18 protein-coding genes are annotated in these 20,555 nt (G+C 72.5%); 14 read left to right on the forward strand and 4 right to left on the reverse strand.

Features of this window, described 5'->3' with window-relative positions; all coding sequences use genetic code 11:
• The first annotated feature begins 12 nt into the window (after window positions 1-12).
• The 7 genes from Drose_RS28640 to Drose_RS28670 all read left to right on the forward strand — a co-directional run bounded on the left by Drose_RS28640 (window position 13) and on the right by Drose_RS28670 (window position 5,805).
• Window positions 13-927 (forward strand): LysR family transcriptional regulator, encoded by a 915-nt coding sequence (locus tag Drose_RS28640; protein WP_260724403.1) that lies wholly within the window; start codon window positions 13-15, stop codon window positions 925-927.
• 206 nt (window positions 928-1,133) lie between these two features.
• A complete protein-coding gene (locus tag Drose_RS28645) occupies window positions 1,134-2,081 on the forward strand; it encodes an alpha/beta hydrolase family protein (RefSeq protein WP_260724404.1) in 948 nt (315 codons plus the stop codon).
• Window positions 2,078-2,257: a hypothetical protein gene (locus Drose_RS28650; protein WP_260724405.1), complete on the forward strand. Its 180-nt coding sequence runs from the start codon at window positions 2,078-2,080 to the stop codon at window positions 2,255-2,257. Before Drose_RS28645 ends, Drose_RS28650 begins: the two co-directional genes overlap by 4 nt.
• A 312-nt stretch (window positions 2,258-2,569) precedes the next feature.
• Window positions 2,570-2,782, forward strand: coding sequence for a hypothetical protein (locus Drose_RS28655; RefSeq protein WP_260729976.1), 213 nt, complete (start codon window positions 2,570-2,572; stop codon window positions 2,780-2,782).
• Between the two features lie 257 nt (window positions 2,783-3,039).
• Window positions 3,040-3,690: a GOLPH3/VPS74 family protein gene (locus Drose_RS28660; protein ID WP_260724406.1), complete on the forward strand. Its 651-nt coding sequence runs from the start codon at window positions 3,040-3,042 to the stop codon at window positions 3,688-3,690.
• Between the two features lie 25 nt (window positions 3,691-3,715).
• Window positions 3,716-5,236, forward strand: coding sequence for an APC family permease (locus tag Drose_RS28665; protein WP_260724407.1), 1,521 nt, complete (start codon window positions 3,716-3,718; stop codon window positions 5,234-5,236).
• The gene (locus Drose_RS28670; protein WP_260724408.1) at window positions 5,233-5,805 is read left to right on the forward strand and encodes a GNAT family N-acetyltransferase; all 573 of its coding nucleotides are present in this window, start codon (window positions 5,233-5,235) and stop codon (window positions 5,803-5,805) included. Before Drose_RS28665 ends, Drose_RS28670 begins: the two co-directional genes overlap by 4 nt.
• 64 nt (window positions 5,806-5,869) lie before the next feature.
• Here Drose_RS28670 and Drose_RS28675 read toward each other — a convergent pair whose 3' ends face one another.
• Both Drose_RS28675 and Drose_RS28680 read right to left on the reverse strand, forming a co-directional pair.
• Window positions 5,870-7,960 carry an MMPL family transporter gene (locus tag Drose_RS28675; RefSeq protein WP_260724409.1) on the reverse strand — a complete coding sequence of 697 codons (2,091 nt, stop codon included), beginning with the start codon at window positions 7,958-7,960 and terminating at the stop codon, window positions 5,870-5,872.
• A gap of 96 nt (window positions 7,961-8,056) precedes the next feature.
• Complete coding sequence (locus Drose_RS28680; RefSeq protein WP_260724410.1) at window positions 8,057-8,833, reverse strand: class I SAM-dependent methyltransferase; 777 nt, start codon at window positions 8,831-8,833, stop codon at window positions 8,057-8,059.
• 70 nt (window positions 8,834-8,903) lie between these two features.
• On the opposite strand from Drose_RS28680, the gene Drose_RS28685 reads away from it, so the two are divergent.
• The 6 genes from Drose_RS28685 (at window position 8,904) to Drose_RS28710 (ending at window position 15,870) form a co-directional block, all read left to right on the forward strand.
• Window positions 8,904-9,581 (forward strand): winged helix-turn-helix transcriptional regulator, encoded by a 678-nt coding sequence (locus Drose_RS28685; RefSeq protein ID WP_260724411.1) that lies wholly within the window; start codon window positions 8,904-8,906, stop codon window positions 9,579-9,581.
• Between the two features lie 60 nt (window positions 9,582-9,641).
• The gene (locus Drose_RS28690) at window positions 9,642-10,811 is read left to right on the forward strand and encodes a DUF2786 domain-containing protein (RefSeq protein ID WP_260724412.1); all 1,170 of its coding nucleotides are present in this window, start codon (window positions 9,642-9,644) and stop codon (window positions 10,809-10,811) included.
• Window positions 10,812-11,040: 229 nt separating this feature from the next.
• Complete coding sequence (locus tag Drose_RS28695; protein ID WP_260724413.1) at window positions 11,041-12,063, forward strand: chemotaxis protein CheB; 1,023 nt, start codon at window positions 11,041-11,043, stop codon at window positions 12,061-12,063.
• Window positions 12,060-12,830 (forward strand): STAS domain-containing protein, encoded by a 771-nt coding sequence (locus Drose_RS28700; protein ID WP_260724414.1) that lies wholly within the window; start codon window positions 12,060-12,062, stop codon window positions 12,828-12,830. Before Drose_RS28695 ends, Drose_RS28700 begins: the two co-directional genes overlap by 4 nt.
• Window positions 12,831-12,841: 11 nt before the next feature.
• A complete protein-coding gene (locus Drose_RS28705; protein WP_260729837.1) occupies window positions 12,842-14,710 on the forward strand; it encodes a CheR family methyltransferase in 1,869 nt (622 codons plus the stop codon).
• Window positions 14,711-14,739: 29 nt separating this feature from the next.
• Entirely contained in the window at window positions 14,740-15,870 is a 1,131-nt protein-coding gene (locus Drose_RS28710) for a SigB/SigF/SigG family RNA polymerase sigma factor (protein WP_260724415.1), read from the forward strand.
• A gap of 74 nt (window positions 15,871-15,944) precedes the next feature.
• Here Drose_RS28710 and Drose_RS28715 read toward each other — a convergent pair whose 3' ends face one another.
• Both Drose_RS28715 and Drose_RS28720 read right to left on the reverse strand, forming a co-directional pair.
• Window positions 15,945-16,505 carry a hemerythrin domain-containing protein gene (locus tag Drose_RS28715; RefSeq protein WP_260724416.1) on the reverse strand — a complete coding sequence of 187 codons (561 nt, stop codon included), beginning with the start codon at window positions 16,503-16,505 and terminating at the stop codon, window positions 15,945-15,947.
• A 130-nt stretch (window positions 16,506-16,635) separates the two neighbouring features.
• Window positions 16,636-19,260 carry a CHAT domain-containing protein gene (locus tag Drose_RS28720; protein ID WP_260724417.1) on the reverse strand — a complete coding sequence of 875 codons (2,625 nt, stop codon included), beginning with the start codon at window positions 19,258-19,260 and terminating at the stop codon, window positions 16,636-16,638.
• Between the two features lie 115 nt (window positions 19,261-19,375).
• Here Drose_RS28720 and Drose_RS28725 point away from each other — a divergent pair, with 115 nt between their 5' ends.
• Window positions 19,376-20,545: a S8 family peptidase gene (locus tag Drose_RS28725; protein WP_260724418.1), complete on the forward strand. Its 1,170-nt coding sequence runs from the start codon at window positions 19,376-19,378 to the stop codon at window positions 20,543-20,545.
• Window positions 20,546-20,555: the final 10 nt, after the last annotated feature.

The following is a 20,555-nucleotide window of genomic DNA, read 5'->3' on the forward strand; positions in this document are numbered from 1 at the left end:
CAAGATTGATCCGTGGAACTGCAGCAGATGCGCTACGTCGTGGCGGTCGCCGAGACGAACAGCTTCACCCGCGCGGCGGAACGCTGCCTTGTGGTCCAGTCCGCCCTGAGCCATCAGATCGCTCGCCTGGAACGGGAACTGGGCACGAAGCTGTTCGAGCGCACCAGCCGCCGGGTGCGCCTCACCCCCGCCGGCGCCGCCTTTCTGCCTGCCGCCCGCCAATGCCTGGACGCCGCCGAGCGCGCCGCCGCGGACGCCGCCGCCGCGGTCGGCGAGATCCGCGGACGCCTTGCCGTGGGGCTGATCCCCACCGTCGCCGCCGTCGACATCCCCGGCGCCCTGCGCGACTTCCGGCAGCGCTACCCGTCGGTGCGGATCAGTCTGCGCGCCGGCGCCTCCGAGGACCTCGTCGAGCAGGTCAAGGAGGGCGCCATCGAGGTGGCCTTCCTCGGCCTGCCCACCACCGCCCGCCCCGAGGGCGTGCACGCTCGGGTCCTCGCCCACGACCGCCTCGTCGCCGTGGTCGCCCCCGGTCACCTCCTGGCCACGGAGCCCACGGTCGATCTGCGCCGCCTCGCCCAAGAAGTGTTCGTCGACCTGCCCGCCAAGACCGCCGGCCGGGCCCAGTCCGACCAGGCCTTCGCCGCCGCCGGCCTGACCCGCGACGTGGCCTTCGAGGTCACCACCGCCTACATGACCGCCGGCCTGGTCGGCCAGGGCCTGGGCATCGCCATGCTGCCGTCCGCCTACGCCCCCCAGCTCACCGGCGTCACTACCATCGAGGTCACCGACGCCCCGACCCGTGTCGAGTACGTCGTCTGGAGCCGGGTCAGCCACACCGCCGCCGCCAAAGCCTTCCTCGAACTGCTGGACGCCCACACCGCACCCACCGCCCGGCCGGCCCCATCCCGCTCACCGGAACCCTGATCCGAAAATGATCTTGAATGGGCGCCTCGTACGGAGCCGACGCCGACAGCGGAATGATGTTCCATCGTTCGGTGTCCGATATGGAGCGTCGATGTCCTGATGCGCTCGCGAACCATCACCCGTACCAGAACTCGCGCGGCAATCACCTCACGATGGCATTACGTTCGTTCTTGAAACGATCGTTTTGCTAGCGATAGGTTGACCCTGTGAAGCTGAAGATCCTGATCGCCGTCCTGCTGACGATCTCCGCCCTTGGTGCCGTCGTGATCTGGCAGAACAGCTACGACATCCGCGAGGAGAAGGTCAGCGTCCACGGTCTCGACGGCGTGCTCGCCCTGCCGGACAGCGGCGACGGCCCGTTCGGGCTGGTCGTGTTCGTTCACGGCGACGGCGAGATCGACGCCACCCACGACGGCTTCTACCGCCCGATGTGGGAATCGTTCGCCCGCGCCGGCTACGCCTCGCTGTCCTGGGACAAGCCCGTCGGCTGGCTCGACCAGAGCATGGACGACCGCGCCGACGAAGTGCGCCACGCGATCGCCTGGGCCCGGCAGCGCCCCGACATCGACGCCAAGCGTATCGGCCTGTGGGGCGCCAGCCAGGCCGGCTGGGTCATGCCTAAGGTCGCCTCGACCGACCCGAGTCTGCGGTTCATGATCGCCGTTTCCACCGCGATCAACTGGCTCCAGCAGGGCCGCTACAACCTGCTCGCCCAGATGCGGGCGGACGGCGCCACCCAGTCCGAAATGGATGAAGCCTTGCAACGGCGGGAGAGGCGGATCACGTTGCTGCGTCAGGGAGCGCCCGTGCCCGAGGACGAGGACATCACACCGCAACGGTGGGCGTTCATCCTGAAGAACTTCACCTCCGACGCGACGGCGGATCTCAAGGCCATGCACGGCATACCGGTGCTGCTCATCCTCGCCGGGCACGACCTCAACGTCGATGTGGCCGACGCCGAAGCGGCATACCGGCGGCTCGTGCCCAACCTCACCGTGCAGCACTATCCCGATGGGACACATTCACTGCTCAAACAGGACATCGAGGAATCCACGCCACGACTCACCGTCACAGCGATCTTCGCGCCGAGGATGCTGTTCGCCGACGGCTTTCTCGCCAACCAGCAGCAGTACCTTCAGCGGGTGAACCGATGAGAAGAATCGCCGCCGTCGACGCGCTACGCGGGTTCGCCGTCGACGAGGGCGAGACGTATGACCGGCTGTTCGCCGACATGGTCGCCACGAACACGCCCACCGGGGCTGTCCGCCACTCCTGTACAGGCAGCAACGTACTGCGGCCGACGCCACCGGACCGGACGACGCCGGACTGAAACACACCGGCCGACCTCGGACCGGCCATCACGGGACCATCAGACCGACAGTTCGCATCGAGAGGGTCGGAAGCCTGCGCGACGGGATCGCTCCGCGGACCTACACTGCGGACATGCGAACGCTGGACGGGTCTTATGTGCTGCTCGTGCTGGCCCTTGTTCTGTGCTCCTCGATCGGGGCCGGTGGGGTTGTATTGCTCGCGCTTCGGAAGATTCGCCGTCGCCAGTAGTGCCGCGGAGGGAGCACGCACGTGCGCGACCTCGGACTGGGACCTGACGCGATCTCGCGGCCCACAATTCGCACCCTCATGTATGGCCGGCATGTGGCTCGCCGGATACCCCCTCGCCCAACACACCGCCAAAGGCACCCCCGCCGGCTCCACCAACCCCCTCATCGACTACCACATCATCTACGCCGCCGCCCTCCCCATCGTCCTGGCCCTCGCCTACGCCGGCCACACCTGGGGTCTCGGCCGCCACTGGGCCAAGCTGCCCATCGTCCAGCGCAACCGCTGGCTCATCTAACCTCGCACCAACCAGCCGCGAAGCCCGGTTGAGGCAGCCGCCTCAACCGGGCTTCGGCGCGCGCGCACGCCGAGATGTCGCGGACCAGGGGGCGGCACAGGTGAGCGCCTCGGCCGATCGACTTGAGTGCGTATATGGCCCTATGGCCCTCAGGATTTGCTACCAGCACATTCAAGCGCGACGATCGCACCAGCAACTGAGCGCTCGCAAGGCATCACGGCAGGCTACGTCCATCTTCCCAGCCCCGAGGGACGACGATGTCACCGCTTGATCCGCGGCTTTCCCCCGCCGACGCGTACTACTTCATCGCACACGAGCACATGGTCGGCCGGCGGCGGCTGCATCCACGGATCATCGGGATCGGCCTGGGCGCGGCGCTGCTCGGCGAGTTGGTCCTGACCGGCAGCCTCACCGTCGACGACCGGGGCGTCCGCGCCCTGCGGCTGGAGCCGCCCCGCGATCCGTTGCTGCACTCGACGCTGGCCCTGCTGCTCGCCCAGCCGCAGCACCGCGACCCGGCCACCTGGCTGGCGTTCCTCGCCGAGGAGGCGGCCGACCGGGTGGCGCAGCGGCTCCAGTTGAGCCGGCGGCTCGAGGTGATCCGGCAGCGGCGGCTGATCGGCACCCGGCGGGTGCTCGTCCCCGCGGACGTCAACGAGGCCGCCTGGGAGTCGATCCGGCTGGAGCGGCTGCTGAACACCGAGACGCCGTTGTGCCAGGCCGACGGCTTCCTGGTCGGGCTGGTGTGGGTGACCGGGCTGATCCCGCACGTCCTCTGGGACCCCGAGATCTCCGTCGCCGGCCGGGCGATCCTGCCCGACGTGGTGGCGGCCCTGCACCCGGCCCTGCACGCCCTCGTCAAGCAGTGCGAGACCGCCGTCGGTCATGCCGTTCTGGCCCCGCGATAACCCCCGAACCGCGACAGGAGATGGAATGTCCCGATCGAGACACGGCGACCGTACCGACATCGTGGCCAGCACGCTGGCCCGCAACCGGCTCGGTGTGCCCGCCGTGGTGTTCTTCGTGCTCGCCGCGGCCGCCCCGCTGACAGCGGTGGCCGGTGGTGCGACGACCGGCTGGGCGGTGACCGGGGTGATCGGCATCCCGGTCGCCTACCTCGCCGTCGCGGCCGTCCTCGCCCTGTTCTCCGTCGGCTACACCGCCATGAGCCGCCGGATCGTCAACGCCGGCGCGTTCTACTCGTACATCGCCCAGGGCCTCGGCCGCGTGCCGGGTGTCGGCGCGGCGCTCGTGGCGCAGCTCGCATACAACACCATGCAGATCGGGTTGTACGGCGGCTTCGGCGCCGTCCTGGCCGGCCTCCTCGACGACCGGGCCGGCGTCGACCTGCCGTGGTGGCTGTGCTCGTTCGCCGCCTGGGCGGTCATCGGTGTCCTCGGGGTGCTGCGGGTCGACGTCAACGGCCGGGTCCTCGCCGTACTGCTGGTCGCGGAGATCGCCATCGCGATCGCCTACGGCGTGGTCGAGGTGGCGCACCCGGCGGGCGGCACGGTCACGTTCGACACCCTGGCACCGTCCTGGCTGTTCGAGACGGGCATCGGTGCCGGACTCGCCACGGCGATCGCCGGCTTCGTCGGTTTCGAGGCCACCGCCGTCTACGCCGAGGAGACCAAGGACCCCCACCGCACGGTGCCCCGCGCGACCTACCTGGCGCTGCTCGTCATCGGGCTGCTCTACGCCGCGAGCGCGTGGGCCATGTCCGTGGCCACCGGCCCGGCCGGCGTCGTCGACCGGGCGAGGGCGGACGGCACCGAGCTGATGTTCACGCTCGTCGCGCCGTACCTGCACCGGGCCTGGCTCGACGTGGGACACGTCCTGTTCGTGACGAGCCTGTTCGCGGCGCTGCTGGCGTTCCACAACACCGTCGCCCGCTACAGCTTCGCCCTCGGCCGCGAGCGGGTCCTGCCCGCCTGGCTCGGCGCCACCGGTGCCCGTACCAACGCTCCGATCTGGGGCTCGCTTACCCAGACCGCCGTCGCCGGGGTCGTCCTCGCCGTGTACGCCGCCAACGGGCTGGATCCGATCGTCCACCTGTTCTTCTGGCTCGGCGTCCTCGGCGGCCTGGGGGTGCTCATCCTCATGACCGCGACCTCCGTCGCCGTCGTCGCGTTCTTCGCCCATCCCGGCAACCGCGCCGGCACCGGGCTGTGGTCCCGTGCGATCGCACCCGCCGTGGCCGTGGCCGCCCTGACGTACGTGCTGTGGCTGACCCTCACCCAGTTCGACGTCCTGCTCGGCATCACCGACCCCGCCTCGCCGTGGCCGATCGTCCTGCCCGCCCTCTACGGCGCGGCCGCGGTGCTCGGCATGGCGTGGGCGCTCCTGCTGCGGGCACGGTCGCCGCGGCGGTACGCGACGATCGGGCTCGGCGCCGACAGCGCGACCGCGATGTCCTTCACCATGCCGGTGCGGGTCGGCGGAGCCGGGCGATGAGCGTCCGCACCGCCGGCCCGGGCGACCTCGGCGCGGTGACCGGAATCCTGGCGGAGGCGTTCCTCGACGGCGACCTCTCCGGTTGGCTGGTCCCCGACCGGGCCACCCGCCGGACGGTCTACGCCGGCTACTTCCGCATCTTCGCCGAGTTCTTCCTCGCTCACGGTCTGGTCGAGACCACCGGCGACCTCGACGCCGTCGCCCTGTGGTGGCCCGTCGACCAGCGTCTCGACCTCGACATCCCCGGTTACGACGAGCGGCTCGCGACGGTCTGCGGGCCGGCCGTCGGCCGGTTCGTCCGACTCGACCTGGCCATGCACAACAGCCACCCCACCGGCCGGCCGCACCACTATCTGGCCTTCCTCGCGGTGCATCCGGACCGGCAGGGCGAGGGCCTGGGCAGCGCCCTGCTGCGGCACCGCCACGCCCACCTCGACGAGCTGGGCGTCCCGGCCTACCTGGAGGCGACCAACCCGCGCAACCGGGGGTTGTACGAGCGGCACGGCTACCGGCCGCGTGAGCCCATCCACATCCCCGACGGCCCGAGCATGTACCCGATGTGGCGGTGAGACCCCGCCGGGGGCTGTCGCCGGCTCGGCTGCGGTGCGCTCCGCCCGGGTGACCGGCCCGACGTCATCCGCCGGCCGAGCGGACCGCCTCCGGTGCGGCAGCCGGCACGGCCCGCGCGGCCGGGCGGGCCGGCCACCAGAACCGCTCGCCCAGCAGCAGCGCGATGGCCGGCACGACGACGGTGCGCACGAGCAGGGTGTCGAGCACGACGCCGATGCCGACGATGACGCCGATCTGGGTCAGCACGATCACCGGGAGCACGCCGAGCACCGTGAAGACCGCGGCCAGCAGGATGCCGGCCGAGGTGATGACCCCGCCGGTGGCGGCGAGCGCCCGCACGACGCCGGCCCGGGTGTCGCCGCGTTCGGCGGTCTCCTCCCGGGCCCGGGTGATCAGGAAGATGTTGTAGTCGACGCCGAGCGCGACGAGGAAGAGGAAGCTCAGCAGCGGCACGGCCGCGTCGAGCGCCGGGATGCCCAGCACGTGCTCCAGCAGCACGCTCGCCGCGCCGAGGCTCGCCGTGTAGCTGACGACGACGGTCACGAGCAGCAGCACCGGCGCCACCAGGGAGCGCAGGAGCACGACGAGCACCACGAGGACGACCAGCAGCACCAGCGGTACGACCACCGTGTCGTCCCGCACGTCGGCGTCGCGCTCGTCGAGGTCGGCCGCGGGCGCGCCGCCGACGAGCGCCCCCGGCACCCCGGCGAGGGTGGTGCGCAGGCGGCGCACCGTGTCGTCGGCCGCGGTGGTCCCCGAGCCATCGGTGAGCTCGACGCGGAACTTCACCAGGTGCCCGTCGTCGGAGCGCTCGGGCTCGCCGACGGCGGCGACGCCTTCGACACCGGGCAGCGCCGTGCGGGCCCGTTCGGAGGCGCCGGCGGCGACGACGACGGTGACCGGCTGGGACGCGCCGGCCGGGAAGTGCCGGGCGAGCGCCTCCTGCCCGCTGACCGACTCGACCTCGGTCCGGAACTGCTCGGTCTGCGACAGGCCGACGGAGGTGCCGAGCAGCCCGAGCGTGAGCGCGGCGAGGGCGAGTGACGCGCCGGCGAGCACCCGCACCGGGTGCCGGCCGACGGCGCGGGCGACGCGGGACCACACGCCGCGGGTGGTCGGGTCGTCGCTGCCCAGCTTCGGCACGAACGGCCAGAAGACGCCCCGGGGCAGGCTGACCAGCGCGGCCGGGAGCACCACCAGCCCGAAGACCAGCGCGACGGCCACGCCGATCGCGGCGGAGACGCCGAGGGTGCGGTTGCCGGTCAGGACCGCGGCGAGCAGGGTGAGCAGCGCGAGGATCACGGTCGCGGCGCTGGCGACGATCGCCGGCGCGGCGCCGCGCAGCGCGTCGGCCATCGCATCCCGCCGCGACCCGGTGCGGCGCAGTTCCTCGCGGTAGCGCGCGATGAGCAGCAGCGCATAGTCGGTGCCGGCGCCGAACACCAGCACCGAGACGATGCCGCTGACCGAGGCGTCGGTGCGCTCGCCGGCCAGCTCGGCCACCCACGGCAGCAGCTTCGCCACGACCTGGTCGCCCACGCCGATGACGACGAGCGGCACGATCCACAGGATCGGGCTGCGGTACGTGACGAGCAGCAGGACGGCGACCACGCTCGCCGTCGCGATCAGCAGGGTCACGTCGGCGCCCTCGAAGGCGGCGGCGATGTCCCGGCCGAACGCGGGTCCGCCGGTGACGTGCGCGGTCAGCCCGGGCGGCAGGGCCGAGCCGGGCCCGGAGTCGTGGACGCTCGCGCGGACCCGGTCGACCGCCCGCGTCGTGGCGGCGTCGTCGAGGCCGCCGCCGAGCGGGACGGTCAGCAGGACCGCCCGCCCGTCCGCGGCGGGGATCGGCGGCGGCAGGTGCCCGCCGAGCGCCTCGGCCGTCCTCGCGACCGCCGCCCGGTCCGCGTCGGTCAGGGTGCCGTCCGCCCGCTCGAACACGACGATCAGGGCCTGCGCGCGGCCGCTGGGGAACCGGCCGGTCAGCTCGGCGACCCGGGTCGACTGCTTGCCGGCGGGCAGCCCGTCGGTGGCGTCCCTGGCCGGTTGCTCCGGCGAGGTGAGGAACACCAGCGCGGTGAGGCCGACGGCCACGAGCAGGATCAGGATCGCGCCGAGCCGGCTGGTGACCAGGGCCGCCACACGAGCACCCATCACGCTTCCTTCGACAGACGAATAGTTCGACCGTCGAATCATAGCTCCACGGCGGCGCGACCACCGGAGCGGGCACCGCGCTCGTGCCGGACGTCATCAGCCCCTGACGCGGGCGGTGAAGAGGAGGTACTCCCAGTCCGCGCCGCCGGCGTCGCCCAGGTCGGCCAGGGCGCGGTCCAGCGCGGCCGCGTCGTCCGGCCGGTCGGCCAGGTTCCGGTAGGTGACGATCGTCGGCCCGTAGTTGCGCTTGAAGTAGTCCCGGAACGAGGCCCCGTCCGGGAAGTCGACGTGGACCGTGTGGCGCTCGGCCACCACGTCGGTGACCCGGTCGCCGAACAGCGACCGCACATGGGCCTCGTCACCCCACAGCGGCGGCGGCTGCGCCCCGGGCGGCGGAGGCGGCGCGTAGGGCTTCATCGCCGCGAGCATCCGGCCGACGAAGCCCGACGGCGTCCAGTTGATCAGGCCGATCGTCCCGCCGGGTCGGCACACCCGCACCAGCTCGTCCGCCGTCGCCCGGTGCCGCGGGGCGAACATGACGCCGACGCACGACATGACGACGTCGTACGACGCGTCGGGGAACGGCAGCGCCTCGGCGTCACCCTCGACCCACTCCAGCGGGACGGGCGCCGCGGCCCGGCCCGCCGCCAGCAGCTCGGGTGTCAGGTCGCTCGCGGTCACCCGCGCGCCGGCCAGTGCCGCCGGGACGGCCGCGTTCCCCGACCCCGCGGCGACGTCCAGCACACGTTGCCCCGCGCCGACGCCGCACGCCTTGACCAGTGTCGTGCCCAGTTCCGGGATGATCTCGGTGGCGACCGCGGGGTAGTCACCCAGTGCCCACATCGCCCGGTGCCTCAGTTTCACCTCGTCCATGCTTCCGACGCTAGAAACCCGACTGGGCAGCGCCTAGTACAACATCTGTACCGAGGTCTACCGTCGGCTCATGGGCGCGTCGTACTACCAGTTCTGCCCGGTCGCGAAGGCCATGGAGCTGCTCGACGAACGGTGGACGATGCTGGTCGTCCGCGAGCTGATCGCCGGCAGCCGGCACTTCAACGACCTGCGCCGGGGCCTGCCCCGCATGTCACCGACGCTGCTGTCCAAGCGGCTCCAGCAACTCGTCAACGCCGGCATCGTCGAGCGCCGCCCGGAGGGTGCCGAGGTGCGGTACGAGCTGACCCCCGCCGGCCAGGAACTGGAGCCGATCGTCGCGGCCATCGGCAACTGGGGCGTGCGCTGGATCGGCGAGCTCGGCGACCGCGACCTCGACCCGAAGCTGCTGCTGTGGGACATGCGCCGCAACGTCGACCACGCCGCGCTGCCGCCGGGGCGCACGGTGGTGTCGTTCCGGTTCCCGCACGCGGAGCCGCAGGCGCGGCACTGGTGGCTCGTGCTCACCGCCGCGGAGGCGGACGTCTGCGACACCGACCCGGGGCACGAGGTGACCGTGCGGGTGACCGCCGACCTGCGCGGCCTGATCGACGTGTGGCTCGGCAACCGCCGGTGGTCCGACGCGCTGCGCCGCGGCGACGTGGCGATCGACGGCCCGGCGCCGCTGCGGCGGGCGCTGCCCGGCTGGTTCAAGGAGATGGCCTACGCGAGCGTCCCGCGCCCCGCCTGACCCACGCCGGGTGACCACCGACACGCCGGGCCGTCGTCCACGGGTGCGTAGCCTTGCCGCGTGACGACGGTGCGGGAGCTGATCGACGGTGTGGTCCGCGGCGGCGGGGACTACGAGGCCGGGCTCGACGCGCTGACCGTGGCGCCGCCCGCCGAGGCCGACCCGGCGCTGTTCGGCGCGCTGCTGGAGGCCACCGCTCGGCTGTGGACGGGCGGCTGGCAGCCGGCCGAGCTGCACCGCGCGGCCGTGCGGCGGGGCCGGCCGTCGCTGGGCGGGCCCGTGGTCGACGCGGTCGCCGCGCACCTGCGGGAGTTTCCCCGGCGGGCCGTGGACGAGCGCTGGCTCGCGCAGGCCGACGCGCTGGATGCGGCCGTCTGGTGGGGCTCCGACGGTTCGTACGTCGCGGAGCTGGCCGCCCGCCGCCGGGCCGGCCGGGTGCCGGTCCTCGACGACCTGCTGACCCTGCTCGGCGTGCTCGCCGCGTTGCCGGCGATCGAGGTGCTCGTACCGCCGCCGGGGACAGCGCCGCGGGTGGACCCCGTGGCGGCCGGGCGGGTGGATCCGCGGCTGCTCGACCGGGTCCGGGCGCTGCTGGCGAAGGCGGAGTCGACGACGTTCCCCGCCGAGGCGGAGACGTACACGGCCAAGGCCCAGGAGCTCATCACCCGGCACAGCATCGACGAGGCGCTCACCGGCACCGCCGGCACGGCCGCCGTGGTGCCCTTCGCCCGCCGCATCGGCGTCGACCACCCGTACGAGAGCGAGAAGGCCTCGCTGCTGAGCGCCGTCGCCGAGGCGAACCGCTGCCATGCCGTGTGGTCACCGGACCACGGGTTCTCGACCGTGTTCGGGTTCGACGCCGACATCGACGCGGTCGACCTGCTGTACACGTCGCTGCTCGTCCAGGCCAACCGGGCGATGGCCCGCGGCGAACCGCCGGGCGGGAAGGCCGGGCGGGCCCGGCTGAAGTCGTTTCGCCAGTCGTTCCTGGTCGCGTTCGCGGTACGGATCGGCGAGCGGCTGACCCGCGCGGCGGCCGAACTGTCGGCGGCGGCCGTCGCCGAGCACGCCGACCTGCTGCCGGTGCTGCGGTCCCGCGACGAGCAGGTCCGCGAGACGATGCGGCGGGTGTTCCCGCGAACGGTGCGCGGGCGGGGCAGCCGGGTCGACAGCCGCGAGGGCTGGGAGTCGGGCCGGGCGGCGGCGGACCGTGCCGAGCTCGGGCGCTAGCTGGCGAAGGCCGACGAGCGGTTCGCCTACGCCCTCTCCCAGGGCGGCGGCGCCCGCGTCTGAGCAGCGCGGGCCGCGCCTTCCGCCGGCGGAGGGCGCGGCCCGTCTTTCCCGCGGTGGCAGACGGGTGGCCGATCGACCGGCGCCCCCGAACGGACCACCAGCATGACCGCTGTCGGCACGCCGAATCGTTCGGTCCGGCCGACCCGGGTCGGCGTAAAGTCGGAGCATGGCCGGGCTGAAAGGTCTCGTCGTGGTGGGGGCCTCCGCCGGCGGCGTGGAAGCGCTGAGGACCTTCGCGGCCGGGCTCCCCGCCGATCTCCAAGCGGCCGTGTGCGTGGTGCTGCACGTGCCGCGGTCGGGCATCAGCACGCTCCCGCACATCCTCGGCCGGTCCGGCCCGCTCCCGGCGGCACACGCCGAGGCGGGCCGCGCACTGGTGGCCGGCCGGATCTACGTCGCGCCGCCCAACTTCCACGTGCTGGTGGACGACGAGCGGCTGCGGCTCTCCCGGGGCCCGGCGGAGAGCGGCCACCGGCCGGCGGCCGACCCGCTGTTCCGCTCCGCGGCCCGGGCCTGGGGCTCCTCCGTCGTCGGCGTCGTCCTGTCGGGGAGCCGGGACGACGGGGCGTTCGGCCTGGCGACCATCGCACGGCACGGCGGCCTCGCGCTGGTGCAGGATCCGGAGGAGGCGCTCTACCGGTCGATGCCGCTCCAGGCGATGGAGCTGGTGCCGGCCGCCCGTGCCGTGCCGTGCCGGCAGATGGGTCTCGTGCTCGGCGGACTGGTCGCCGGCATGGTCGGCCCCGTACCGGTCGCCGCCGTGGACGACGCCCGGGTGGACGCGCAGGACGCCATGGCGACGATGGAAAACCGCACCGCCGGTGCGGCCGGCGGGATTCCCGCCGGCCTCGCCTGCCCGGACTGTCACGGCGCGCTCTTCGAACTGCCCGGCGAGCACGCCCCCCGGTTCCGTTGCCGGGTCGGCCACGCCTGGACGTCGGCCGCTCTGCTCGACGAGCAGGGCGAGGCGCAGGAGAGCGCCCTGTGGATGGCGCTGCACGGCCTCGAGGAGAAGGCGGCGTTGAGCCGCCGGATGGCCGAGTCGGCGCGGTTCCGGGGCAGCCTGTCGACCGCCGTGCGGTACGCCGAGGTCAGCGAGGACGCCGAGGCCGCCGGACGGGTGATCCGCAAGCTGATCGAGCAGTTCGGCGATCTCGACGACAAGACCCGGGTGGCTGACGCTCCATGACCGAGCTGGTCTGTTTCCACGAGCCGGACTTCCCGGTCACGGTCGTCCGGCCGGTCGGCCTGCTGACCTACGGCAGCGTCCCGGAACTGCGCGATGCGGTGCACAAGGCGCTGACCGACCATCCGGAGCTGGTGCTGGTCGACGTCAGCGGGGTCGAGGTGCTCGACGACATCACGCTGGCCGCGTTCCCGATGCTGGCCCGGCAGGCCGCCGATGCGGGCATCCCGGTCGTGCTCTTCGGGCCGTCGCCGACGTTCGCCCGGCATCTCGAGACGATGACGATCGGCCGGCAGGTGCCGGTCTTTCCGTGCCTGGACGACGCGCTCGCCGCGCACGCCCGGCGGCCGGGGCCGCGGCGGGTCGAGGCCGTGCTGTCGCCCGTACCGGCGGCGACCGCGGCGGCGCGGAAGCTCGTCGACCGCTCGTGTGCGCGCTGGCGCATCCGGCGGCTGGAGGACCAGGCCGCGCTGATCACGACCGAGCTGGTGGCCAACGCGGTCGAGCACGCCGGCACGCGGGTCCGCGTCTCGCTCGCACTGCGCCAGCACTACCTGCACATCGCCGTCCGCGACGACAGCCCCGAACTCCCCCGCCGGGTCACGGCCGACGACGACCTGGAGTCCGGCCGGGGACTGCTCATCGTGGAGGGCCTCGCGTCCGCCTGGGGTTTCGTCAAGACCACGGACGGAAAGGTGGTGTGGGCGACGCTGCGACTTCGGCCCGGAGCGGTAGCGTATCGGGCTGACAGTGCGCGGGAGGACACATAGCGGTGACCGACATGAATCCGGACTTCGAGGCGTTGCTCGTCTACCTCAAAGAGGCCCGCGGCTTCGACTTCACCGGATACAAACGCTCCAGCCTGATGCGACGGGTCGACCGCCGCATGTCCCAGGTGAACCTCGCCGACTACAGCGACTACCTCGACTACCTCCAGGTCCATCCGGACGAGTTCACCGCGCTGTTCAACACCATCCTGATCAACGTGACCGGCTTCTTCCGCGACCCGGACGCCTGGTCGGCGCTGAGCCGTGAGGTGCTCCCCCGCATGATCGGCGAGCACGACGGCCCGTTCCGCGTGTGGAGCGCCGGTTGCGCCTCGGGCGAGGAGGCCTACACACTCGCCATCGTCCTGGCCGAGATCCTCGGCCCCGAGAAGTTCCGCGACCGGGTGAAGATCTACGCGACCGACGTCGACGAGGAGGGACTCGCCCACGCGCGGCAGGCCACGTATTTCGACCGGGACCTCCAGGCCGTCCCGCACGAGCTGATCGAGCGGTACTTCGAGTCGACCGCCGGCCGGTACACGTTCCGCAAGGACCTGCGGCGATCCGTCATCTTCGGGCGCAACGACCTGGTCCAGGACGCTCCGATCTCGCGCATCGACCTGCTGGTCTGCCGCAACACGCTGATGTACTTCAACGCCGAGACGCAAACCCGCATCCTGTCCCGGTTCCACTTCGCGCTCTCCCCCGGTGGCGTGCTCTTCCTGGGCAAGGCCGAGATGCTGCTCAGCCACGCCACCCTCTTCACCCCGATCGACCTGAAGCGGCGGATGTTCCGCAAGGTCGCCCGGACGGTGGTCAACGGCAACGGCTATTTGTCGGAGGCGCCCCAGCCGGCGCAGCGGACCGAGCTGTTCGGCCTCGACCGGCTGCGCAGCGAGGCGTTCCTGGCCAGCCCGGTGGCGCAGGTCGTGGTCACCGTCGACGGCCTGGTCGCGCTCACCAACCGGCACGCCGAGACCCTGTTCGGGGTGGCGTCCCGGGACATCGGCCGGCCCTTCCGCGACCTCGACCTCTCGTACCGCCCCGTCGAGCTGCGCGGGTACATCGAGCAGGCGCAGGTGGAGCGCCGGGTCGTGAAGGTCGACAACGTCGAGTTCGCCACCGCGCCGGGCGAGACACTGTTCCTCAACATCCAGGTCAATCCGCTCGTCGACGGCGACGCGGGGCTGCTCGGCGTGGTCATCATCTTCCAGGACATGACCGCCGCGCGGCGCCTGCAGGACGAACTGGAGCACGCCAACCGACAGTTGGAGACCGCCTACGAGGAGCTCCAGTCCACCAACGAGGAGCTGGAGACCACCAACGAGGAGCTCCAGTCGACGGTCGAGGAACTGGAGACGACGAACGAGGAGCTCCAGTCGACCAACGAAGAGCTCGAGACCATGAACGAGGAGCTGCAGTCGACCAACGACGAACTGCAGAGCATCAACGACGAGCTGCGTGAGCGCACCGCCGAGCTCAACGACACCAACTCGTTCATGGAGGCCATCCTGACCAGCCTCCAGGCCGGTGTGGTGGTGCTCAACCGGGAAATGCAGATCCTGGTCTGGAACCGTCGCGCCGAGGATCTGTGGGGGCTACGCTCGGACGAGGCGGTGGGTCAGCACTTCCTCAACATCGACATCGGACTTTCGACCGCCCAGCTCCGGCCGCCGATTCGCGACGTGCTCAGCGGCAGATCGGCTCGTGAGGAGACGGAGCAGTCCGCGGTCAACCGCCGCGGGCGCACGGTGCGACTCCGGATCGTGTGCAGTCCCCTGACGAGTGCATCCGCAGGGGTGATCGGGGTGATCCTGGTCATGGAGCTCTCCGGGGACAGCAGATCGACCGCGCCCACAGCGGCAGCGGCGGAATCGCCGTAGGCTCGGTCGGGGGGCCGGGAGGGGGCGACATGGACCTGACGATCACCCTGTCGAGACGGGGAGACCGCAGTCTCGTCGAGCTGACGGGCTCCCTCGACTACGGCTCCGTGCCCTACGTGCGCCAGCTCGTGTTCGACCGCTTCGACGCGGGCGACCGCCACGTGACCGTCGAGCTGTCCCGGCTGCGGCTGCTCGACGCGGCCGCCATCAAGGTCCTGCTCTACCTCCAGCGGCGCGGCGAGCAGCTTGATGCCGACGTTCGCCTCGCCGGTGCCCGCGGCGCCGCGCTCACCGCGCTGGAGATCTCCGGCGTCGCGAAGCAGCTCCACGCGTACGACAACGTGCACTGGCCGGTCGCCGACCGGGACCGGCAGGAGATCGACCTCGACACGCTGCACCTCTCCCACGGCCACTGGCCCGCCGAGGTCACCGACCTGCTCGCGCGGCTCCACGCGATGGACCCCGCGGACCCGGCCCGCCAGCGCGCCCGGGACCAGGTCATCGAGATGTGCCTTCCGGCGGCGCAGCGGCTCGCGCGGCGCTTCGGCGCCTCCGGCGAGCCGGTCAACGACCTGATCCAGGTGGCGTCCCTCGGGCTGGTGAAGGCGGTCGACGGTTTCGACCCGACCCGGGGCATCGAGTTCGGCACCTATGCCACGCCCACGATCATCGGGGAGATCAAGCGGTACTTCCGCGACCGCACCTGGGGCATCCGCCTGCCCCGGCGCCTCCAGGAGCTGCGGCTGGCCGTCAACAAGGCGCGCGACGACCTCACCCAGTCGCTGGGCCGCTCCCCGACCGTCACCGACATCGCCAACCACCTGGTGGTCGACGAGGAGCAGATCATCGAGGTCATCGGCGCGACGCACGCGTACCGGCCGATGTCGCTGGACACCCCGGCCGGCGACGTCGACGACGAGACGACGCTCCTCGACGCCGTCGGCGAGGAGGAGCCCGAGTTCGGCCTGGTCGACTTCCGGGAGTCGCTGCACACGCTCATCGGCCGGCTGCCGGAGCGCGAGCAGCGGATCCTGTCGCTCCGCTTCTACGGCAACCTGACCCAGTCCGAGATCGCCGAGCGGATCGGCCTGTCCCAGATGCACGTGTCCCGTCTGCTCCGCCAGTCCCTCGACTTCCTGCGCCGCCGCCTGTCGGAATAGCCGTCGCCCCTCCTCTCGGCCGGCCTCTGCCAGGAGGGGACCGCCGGCCCCTCTCAAGGGCCGGCGGGGTCGGCTCAACTCCGATCGCGGATCGCGTCCCGGATCCGGTCGAACATCGCGATCGGCGGTCCGGCCAGCATGTTGGCGGTGGCGGACTCACCCGCACCGGGATGCGGCCGGGTGGGCGCCACCTTCTCGGCGACCTCGAACACCTTGGCCATCTTCCGCAGCTTCTCCGGGTCGAGGTTCTGCCGCAGGTACAGGAACTCCTCGTTCTCCTCGTGGGTGGCGTGATCGACGACCGACTCGGCGAACAGCCCGAGCCGCATGTCGAACTCCGGATGGTCGACGCCCAGGTCGTAGAGGTCGGCGAGCGCCCGCTTGGCGTCGCTCTCCTCCTGCAGCCGCTGGTCGACGACCACCTCACCGTCCGGCAGCGCCTTGCGGGCCGCCGGGTGCACAACCTGCTCCTCGGCACTCTCATGTACGGCGAGCAGACGCACCAGGTCGTAGAAGAGCTCCCGCTTCTGCTCCCCCTGCGCGGTGCCGACCCGGTTGAACAGCGCTTTGATCTCGTTGTGCTGGACAAGAAGGATGTCGACGACGTCTTTCTGGTGCACCTGTGTCACGGCCATCTCCGCTCTGCCGGGTTTCGGAGCTTCGACCCTTACCCGCCGATGGACCCGCCAACCATCTCCCACCCCGGTTGACCTCGGTGACTTTCCGCCGCCATGCCGCTCGACCTCATGATCATGGGTGACGCTCTCAGCCGGCGCCGAAGCATACGAAACTGTCCGTGCTCGGCCGGTCACCCGGGTCGGCCGCGGCCTGCGCGAGGGCCAGGGCGGCGGCCGGCCCGTGTCCGTCGGACAGATGGCCGTAGAACGCGCGCATCAGGTGGCGGGTCGCGCCGTCGTCGACCGGGCCGGTGCTCGCGATCACGGTGCCGGTGCCCATGTTCACCAGCGCCGCGACCAGGCCCATCAGCTCGTCGCCGGGATGCACCGCGGCCAGGCCGGTGTCGCAGCCCGACAGCACCAGCAGGGCGGGCGGGTGGCGCAGCGCGGTCAGGTCGTACACGGTCAACTGACCGTCGGCGAGCATGAGGAACGAGAAGAGCGGGTTGTCGACCCGAAACTCGCCGTGGCTCGCGATGTGCCCGATCGCGGCCCCGTCGAGGGCCGCCAGCGCGGGCGCCACCCGTGCCTGGTCCCCCGCCAGCACCGTCGATCCGGGCCGGTCCGCCGCGATCTCCCGGACCTCCGCGCCGGCCTGCGCGGCCGACGGCGCGCCGACGAGCACCAGCGGTCCGGCCACCGGCGGTTTCGTGGCGGCGCGCCACCAGATCGCCGCCGACGGCGCCACGGCGAGCGACCGGCCCCGCAGCCGGGGCAGCATCGGCCACGGCAGGGCGTGCAGGGCACCGGTCGGCACGAGCACCAGCGGGCCGTCGCCGAACAGGTCGGCCAGCGGGTCGAGCAGCAGCCGTTCGAGCGTCGCCACCCCGCGCGCGGCGCGGTCGGCGGCGGTGCCGCCCTGGCCCAGGACCTGGCTGCGCAGCGCGAACCGCAGCGATTCGAGCTCGCCGGCGATCTCGGCGATCCGGCCCACGACCCGGTGGGTGACCCGCTTGCCGCGGACCACCAGCGCGTGAAGCAGACCGTCGAGGTCGAGCAGCTCCACGAGGACCCGCCCGCCCAGCGCCTCGGCGAGCGTGGCCAGCGGCAGCTCGACCTGCGCCGACACGGACGGCGCGGCGCCCGGCGCGCGCCAGGAGCGGCCGCGGATCTCCGCCTCCAGGGCGCGCTGGCGGCGCAGGAGCCGGTTGGTTCGCTGCGGGCCGGTCGGCGCGGCGGCCAGCTCGCCGTTGATCCGGCGCAGCTCGGTGAGGTGCCGGGCGACGACCGGGTCGCTCGACGGCTGGGTCGGCGGCAGCGAGAGCGCCGCCGACCGGCAGCGCTGGGCCCAGGTCAGGGCCGCGGCCGGGCCGCCGTGCTGGAGGGCGAGCCGCAGCCGCAGGCCGGCGAGGGCGGCCGTCTCGGCGTTGCCGCGCACACGCAGCTCGGTTGCGCCCAGGCTGGCCCGGTAGGCGTCGGCCTGGCGCAGGCCGGCGGTCGCGGCCCGGACCGAATCGGACACCGAACCCGACGCGAGCTCCAGCCGCGCCCGAGTGTGCCACCAGCGCACCCGCAGCGGCGGCGGGCCGAGCTTCGTCACGGCGCCGGCCTCGGTGAGCAGCTCCCGTGCGGTGTACAACTCACCGAGGTCGACGGCGAGCCGGGCCGCGTCGAGCAACGCGTCCCAGCCCGGCTGCACCCAGCCGGACTCGAGCAGGCCCCCGGCGGCAGTCCGCAGCTCACGCAGCGTGCCACGGTTGGCGCGGCCGAGGGCCACCACCGCGGCCAGCTCCGCGTGGCGCGCCCGGGCGCTCCAGACGGGCCGCGCCTGCTTGCCGAACGTGCGCCGGGCGATGACGGCGGCCTCCCGCGCCTCCTGCGGCTTGCCCGCGGCGAGGAGGATCCGCGCGAGCGTGAGGTGAGCCTCGCCGAACATCGAGTCGAGGTGCCCGTCGGCACACGCGTCGATCGCCGCGCGGACCGCCGCCTCCGCCTCGGGCAGCAGCCGCACGGACAGCAGCAGGTCGGCGCGGTCGAGGAGGCCCGGCGCGGCGACGCCGGTGTTCCACAGCCGGTCGTGGGCCCGGTCGTAGCGGGCCAGCGCGGTCGGCACGTCGCCGGCCTGCGCGGCGACGAAGCCCAGGTTGTGCTCGACCTGCGCGGCGGCGGTCGCCATGCCGAGCCGGTTGTAGAGCGCCTGGGCGGCGCGCAGGTCGATCTCGGCCTGCTTGAGGTTGCCCCGGTAGCCGTGCAGCACGCCGCGGTTGGTCAGGGTCCTGGCCTCCCACACCTCGTCGCCGGCGGTGCGGAACGCGCGCAGCGCCCCGCGGTACAACTCCATCGCCTGCCGGTCGAAGCCGAGGCGGCGCAGGATGAGCGCCCGTTGCATCGTGGCCCGGACCCGCCGGTGGCCGTGCAGCTCGGCGATGGCCCGGTCGATCTCCTTCAGGGCCGCGGCGGGCCGGCCGAGGTCGTCGAGGATGAGCGCATGGCTCATCCGGGCCTCCGCCTCATGGACGACAAGTCTGTACTTCCGGGCAACCGCGATCGAGGCACGCAGGTGCTCGGCCGCGCGCGCCGCATCGTGCCTGGCCCGGGCCACGAGACCCAGCGCGCGCAGGGCCACCGCCTCGGCGGCGGGGTCGCCGTCGCGGCGAGCGTCCCGCAGCGCCGCGTCCGACAAGGCCTTGGCCTTGCCCGGGTCGGCCATGACAATCGGAAGCAGCCGCTGCGCCAGGTCATCGGCGGTGGAGAGCGCGGGCGCTGCCGTCATGGTTGCATCCTGCCAAATGCCTCCACGTGTATCACGGGGACGGGGCGGCGTCTCTAGTCACTGGTCCCGAGTCGTGAACCTGTCCGTGAACGTCGTGTCCGATTGAGGAGCATTCATGTCCGTTGCCCGCGAGCGCCTCGAACGGTGGGTGCAGAAGCGCGACCAGCGTCTCGCCGCCCTGCCATGGCTGCGCACCGAGCTGCACGCCGGCCGTCCGGTGCGGTTCGTCGCCGACGAGATCCTGGTGCAGGACACCGGCATCTCGGCCGCCCTCCGCACGCTCACCGGCCTGGGGCACCGCTCGAGCGAGATCACCGAGGACGAGCCGGCCACCGGCCTGCGCCGGCTGCGCACGTCGGGCCTCGACGTCACCGCCGCGGTCCGCCGGCTGCGCTCCCAGTTGCCCGGCGCCGTGGTCGGCCCGAACCACGTCTTCACGTCGACGCCGTACGAGCACGGCGGCCCGTTCGGCCCGCCGGTCGCCTGCGACGCGCTGCCGTCGAAGCTGGCCCCCTCGGCGTCGGGCGCCTCGTCGGTCCGGGTCGTGGTGATGGACACCGGCGTCTGGGTCGACAGCCCGCTGCCGGCCGGCTGCTACTCGGCCACCCCGGACAACCACGAGACGGTGCTCGACGGCGACGACAACGGCGAGCTCGATTCCGACGTGGGCCACGCCAACTTCATCGCCGGGGTCGTCGTGCAGAGCACCGCGGGCGCGCAGGTCCGCATCGTCAAGGTGCTCGACAGTTTCGGCGTGTGCACGGAGGCAGATCTCGCCGTGAAGATCACCGCCCTGACCGACGTCGACGTGCTCAACCTGTCGCTCGGCGGCTTCTCCATCGGCGACCAGGCGCCCGCGGTGCTGGCCGCGGCGCTGGAGACGTTCCTGTCCGGCACCGGACGGGTCGTGGTCGCGGCCGCGGGCAACAACGGCATCACCGACCGCCCGTTCTGGCCGGCCGCGTTCTCCGCCGGCGGTACGACCTGGGCCCAGCAGATCCTGGCCGTCGCCGCCCACAACGGCACGACGGTCTGCGACTGGAGCAACCAGGGTCCGTGGGTGACGGTCGTGGCGCCGGGCGAGGACGTCGTCAGCACGTTCATCAACCACGCGGGCTTCACCAGCGGGTGGGCCCAGTGGAGCGGCACGTCGTTCGCCACGCCGAAGGTGGTCGCGGCGATCGTCGACCGGGTCGCCGCGGCGGGCTCGGTCGTCGCGGCCGCGCAGCAGTTCCGCACGGACGTGGCCCAGCAGACCGTCGGGGGCTACCCGGCGCTGCACTGACACCTGCCGT

The sequence above is a fragment of the Dactylosporangium roseum genome, from assembly GCF_025264685.1.
Lineage (GTDB): Bacteria > Actinomycetota > Actinomycetes > Mycobacteriales > Micromonosporaceae > Dactylosporangium > Dactylosporangium roseum.

Excerpts from the sequence above, each read along its gene's own strand:
- Drose_RS28725 (WP_260724418.1), top strand. The coding sequence starts at position 19,376 with ATGTCCGTTGCCCGCGAGCGCCTCGAACGGTGGGTGCAGAAGCGCGAC.
- Drose_RS28715 (WP_260724416.1), bottom strand. The coding sequence starts at position 16,505 with ATGGCCGTGACACAGGTGCACCAGAAAGACGTCGTCGACATCCTTCTT.
- Drose_RS28710 (WP_260724415.1), top strand. The coding sequence starts at position 14,740 with ATGGACCTGACGATCACCCTGTCGAGACGGGGAGACCGCAGTCTCGTC.
- Drose_RS28670 (WP_260724408.1), top strand. The coding sequence starts at position 5,233 with ATGAGCGTCCGCACCGCCGGCCCGGGCGACCTCGGCGCGGTGACCGGA.
- Drose_RS28720 (WP_260724417.1), bottom strand. The coding sequence starts at position 19,260 with ATGACGGCAGCGCCCGCGCTCTCCACCGCCGATGACCTGGCGCAGCGG.
- Drose_RS28665 (WP_260724407.1), top strand. The coding sequence starts at position 3,716 with ATGTCCCGATCGAGACACGGCGACCGTACCGACATCGTGGCCAGCACG.
- Drose_RS28650 (WP_260724405.1), top strand. The coding sequence starts at position 2,078 with ATGAGAAGAATCGCCGCCGTCGACGCGCTACGCGGGTTCGCCGTCGAC.
- Drose_RS28695 (WP_260724413.1), top strand. The coding sequence starts at position 11,041 with ATGGCCGGGCTGAAAGGTCTCGTCGTGGTGGGGGCCTCCGCCGGCGGC.
- Drose_RS28700 (WP_260724414.1), top strand. The coding sequence starts at position 12,060 with ATGACCGAGCTGGTCTGTTTCCACGAGCCGGACTTCCCGGTCACGGTC.
- Drose_RS28660 (WP_260724406.1), top strand. The coding sequence starts at position 3,040 with ATGTCACCGCTTGATCCGCGGCTTTCCCCCGCCGACGCGTACTACTTC.
- Drose_RS28680 (WP_260724410.1), bottom strand. The coding sequence starts at position 8,833 with ATGGACGAGGTGAAACTGAGGCACCGGGCGATGTGGGCACTGGGTGAC.
- Drose_RS28705 (WP_260729837.1), top strand. The coding sequence starts at position 12,842 with ATGAATCCGGACTTCGAGGCGTTGCTCGTCTACCTCAAAGAGGCCCGC.
- Drose_RS28685 (WP_260724411.1), top strand. The coding sequence starts at position 8,904 with ATGGGCGCGTCGTACTACCAGTTCTGCCCGGTCGCGAAGGCCATGGAG.
- Drose_RS28655 (WP_260729976.1), top strand. The coding sequence starts at position 2,570 with ATGGCCGGCATGTGGCTCGCCGGATACCCCCTCGCCCAACACACCGCC.
- Drose_RS28675 (WP_260724409.1), bottom strand. The coding sequence starts at position 7,960 with ATGGGTGCTCGTGTGGCGGCCCTGGTCACCAGCCGGCTCGGCGCGATC.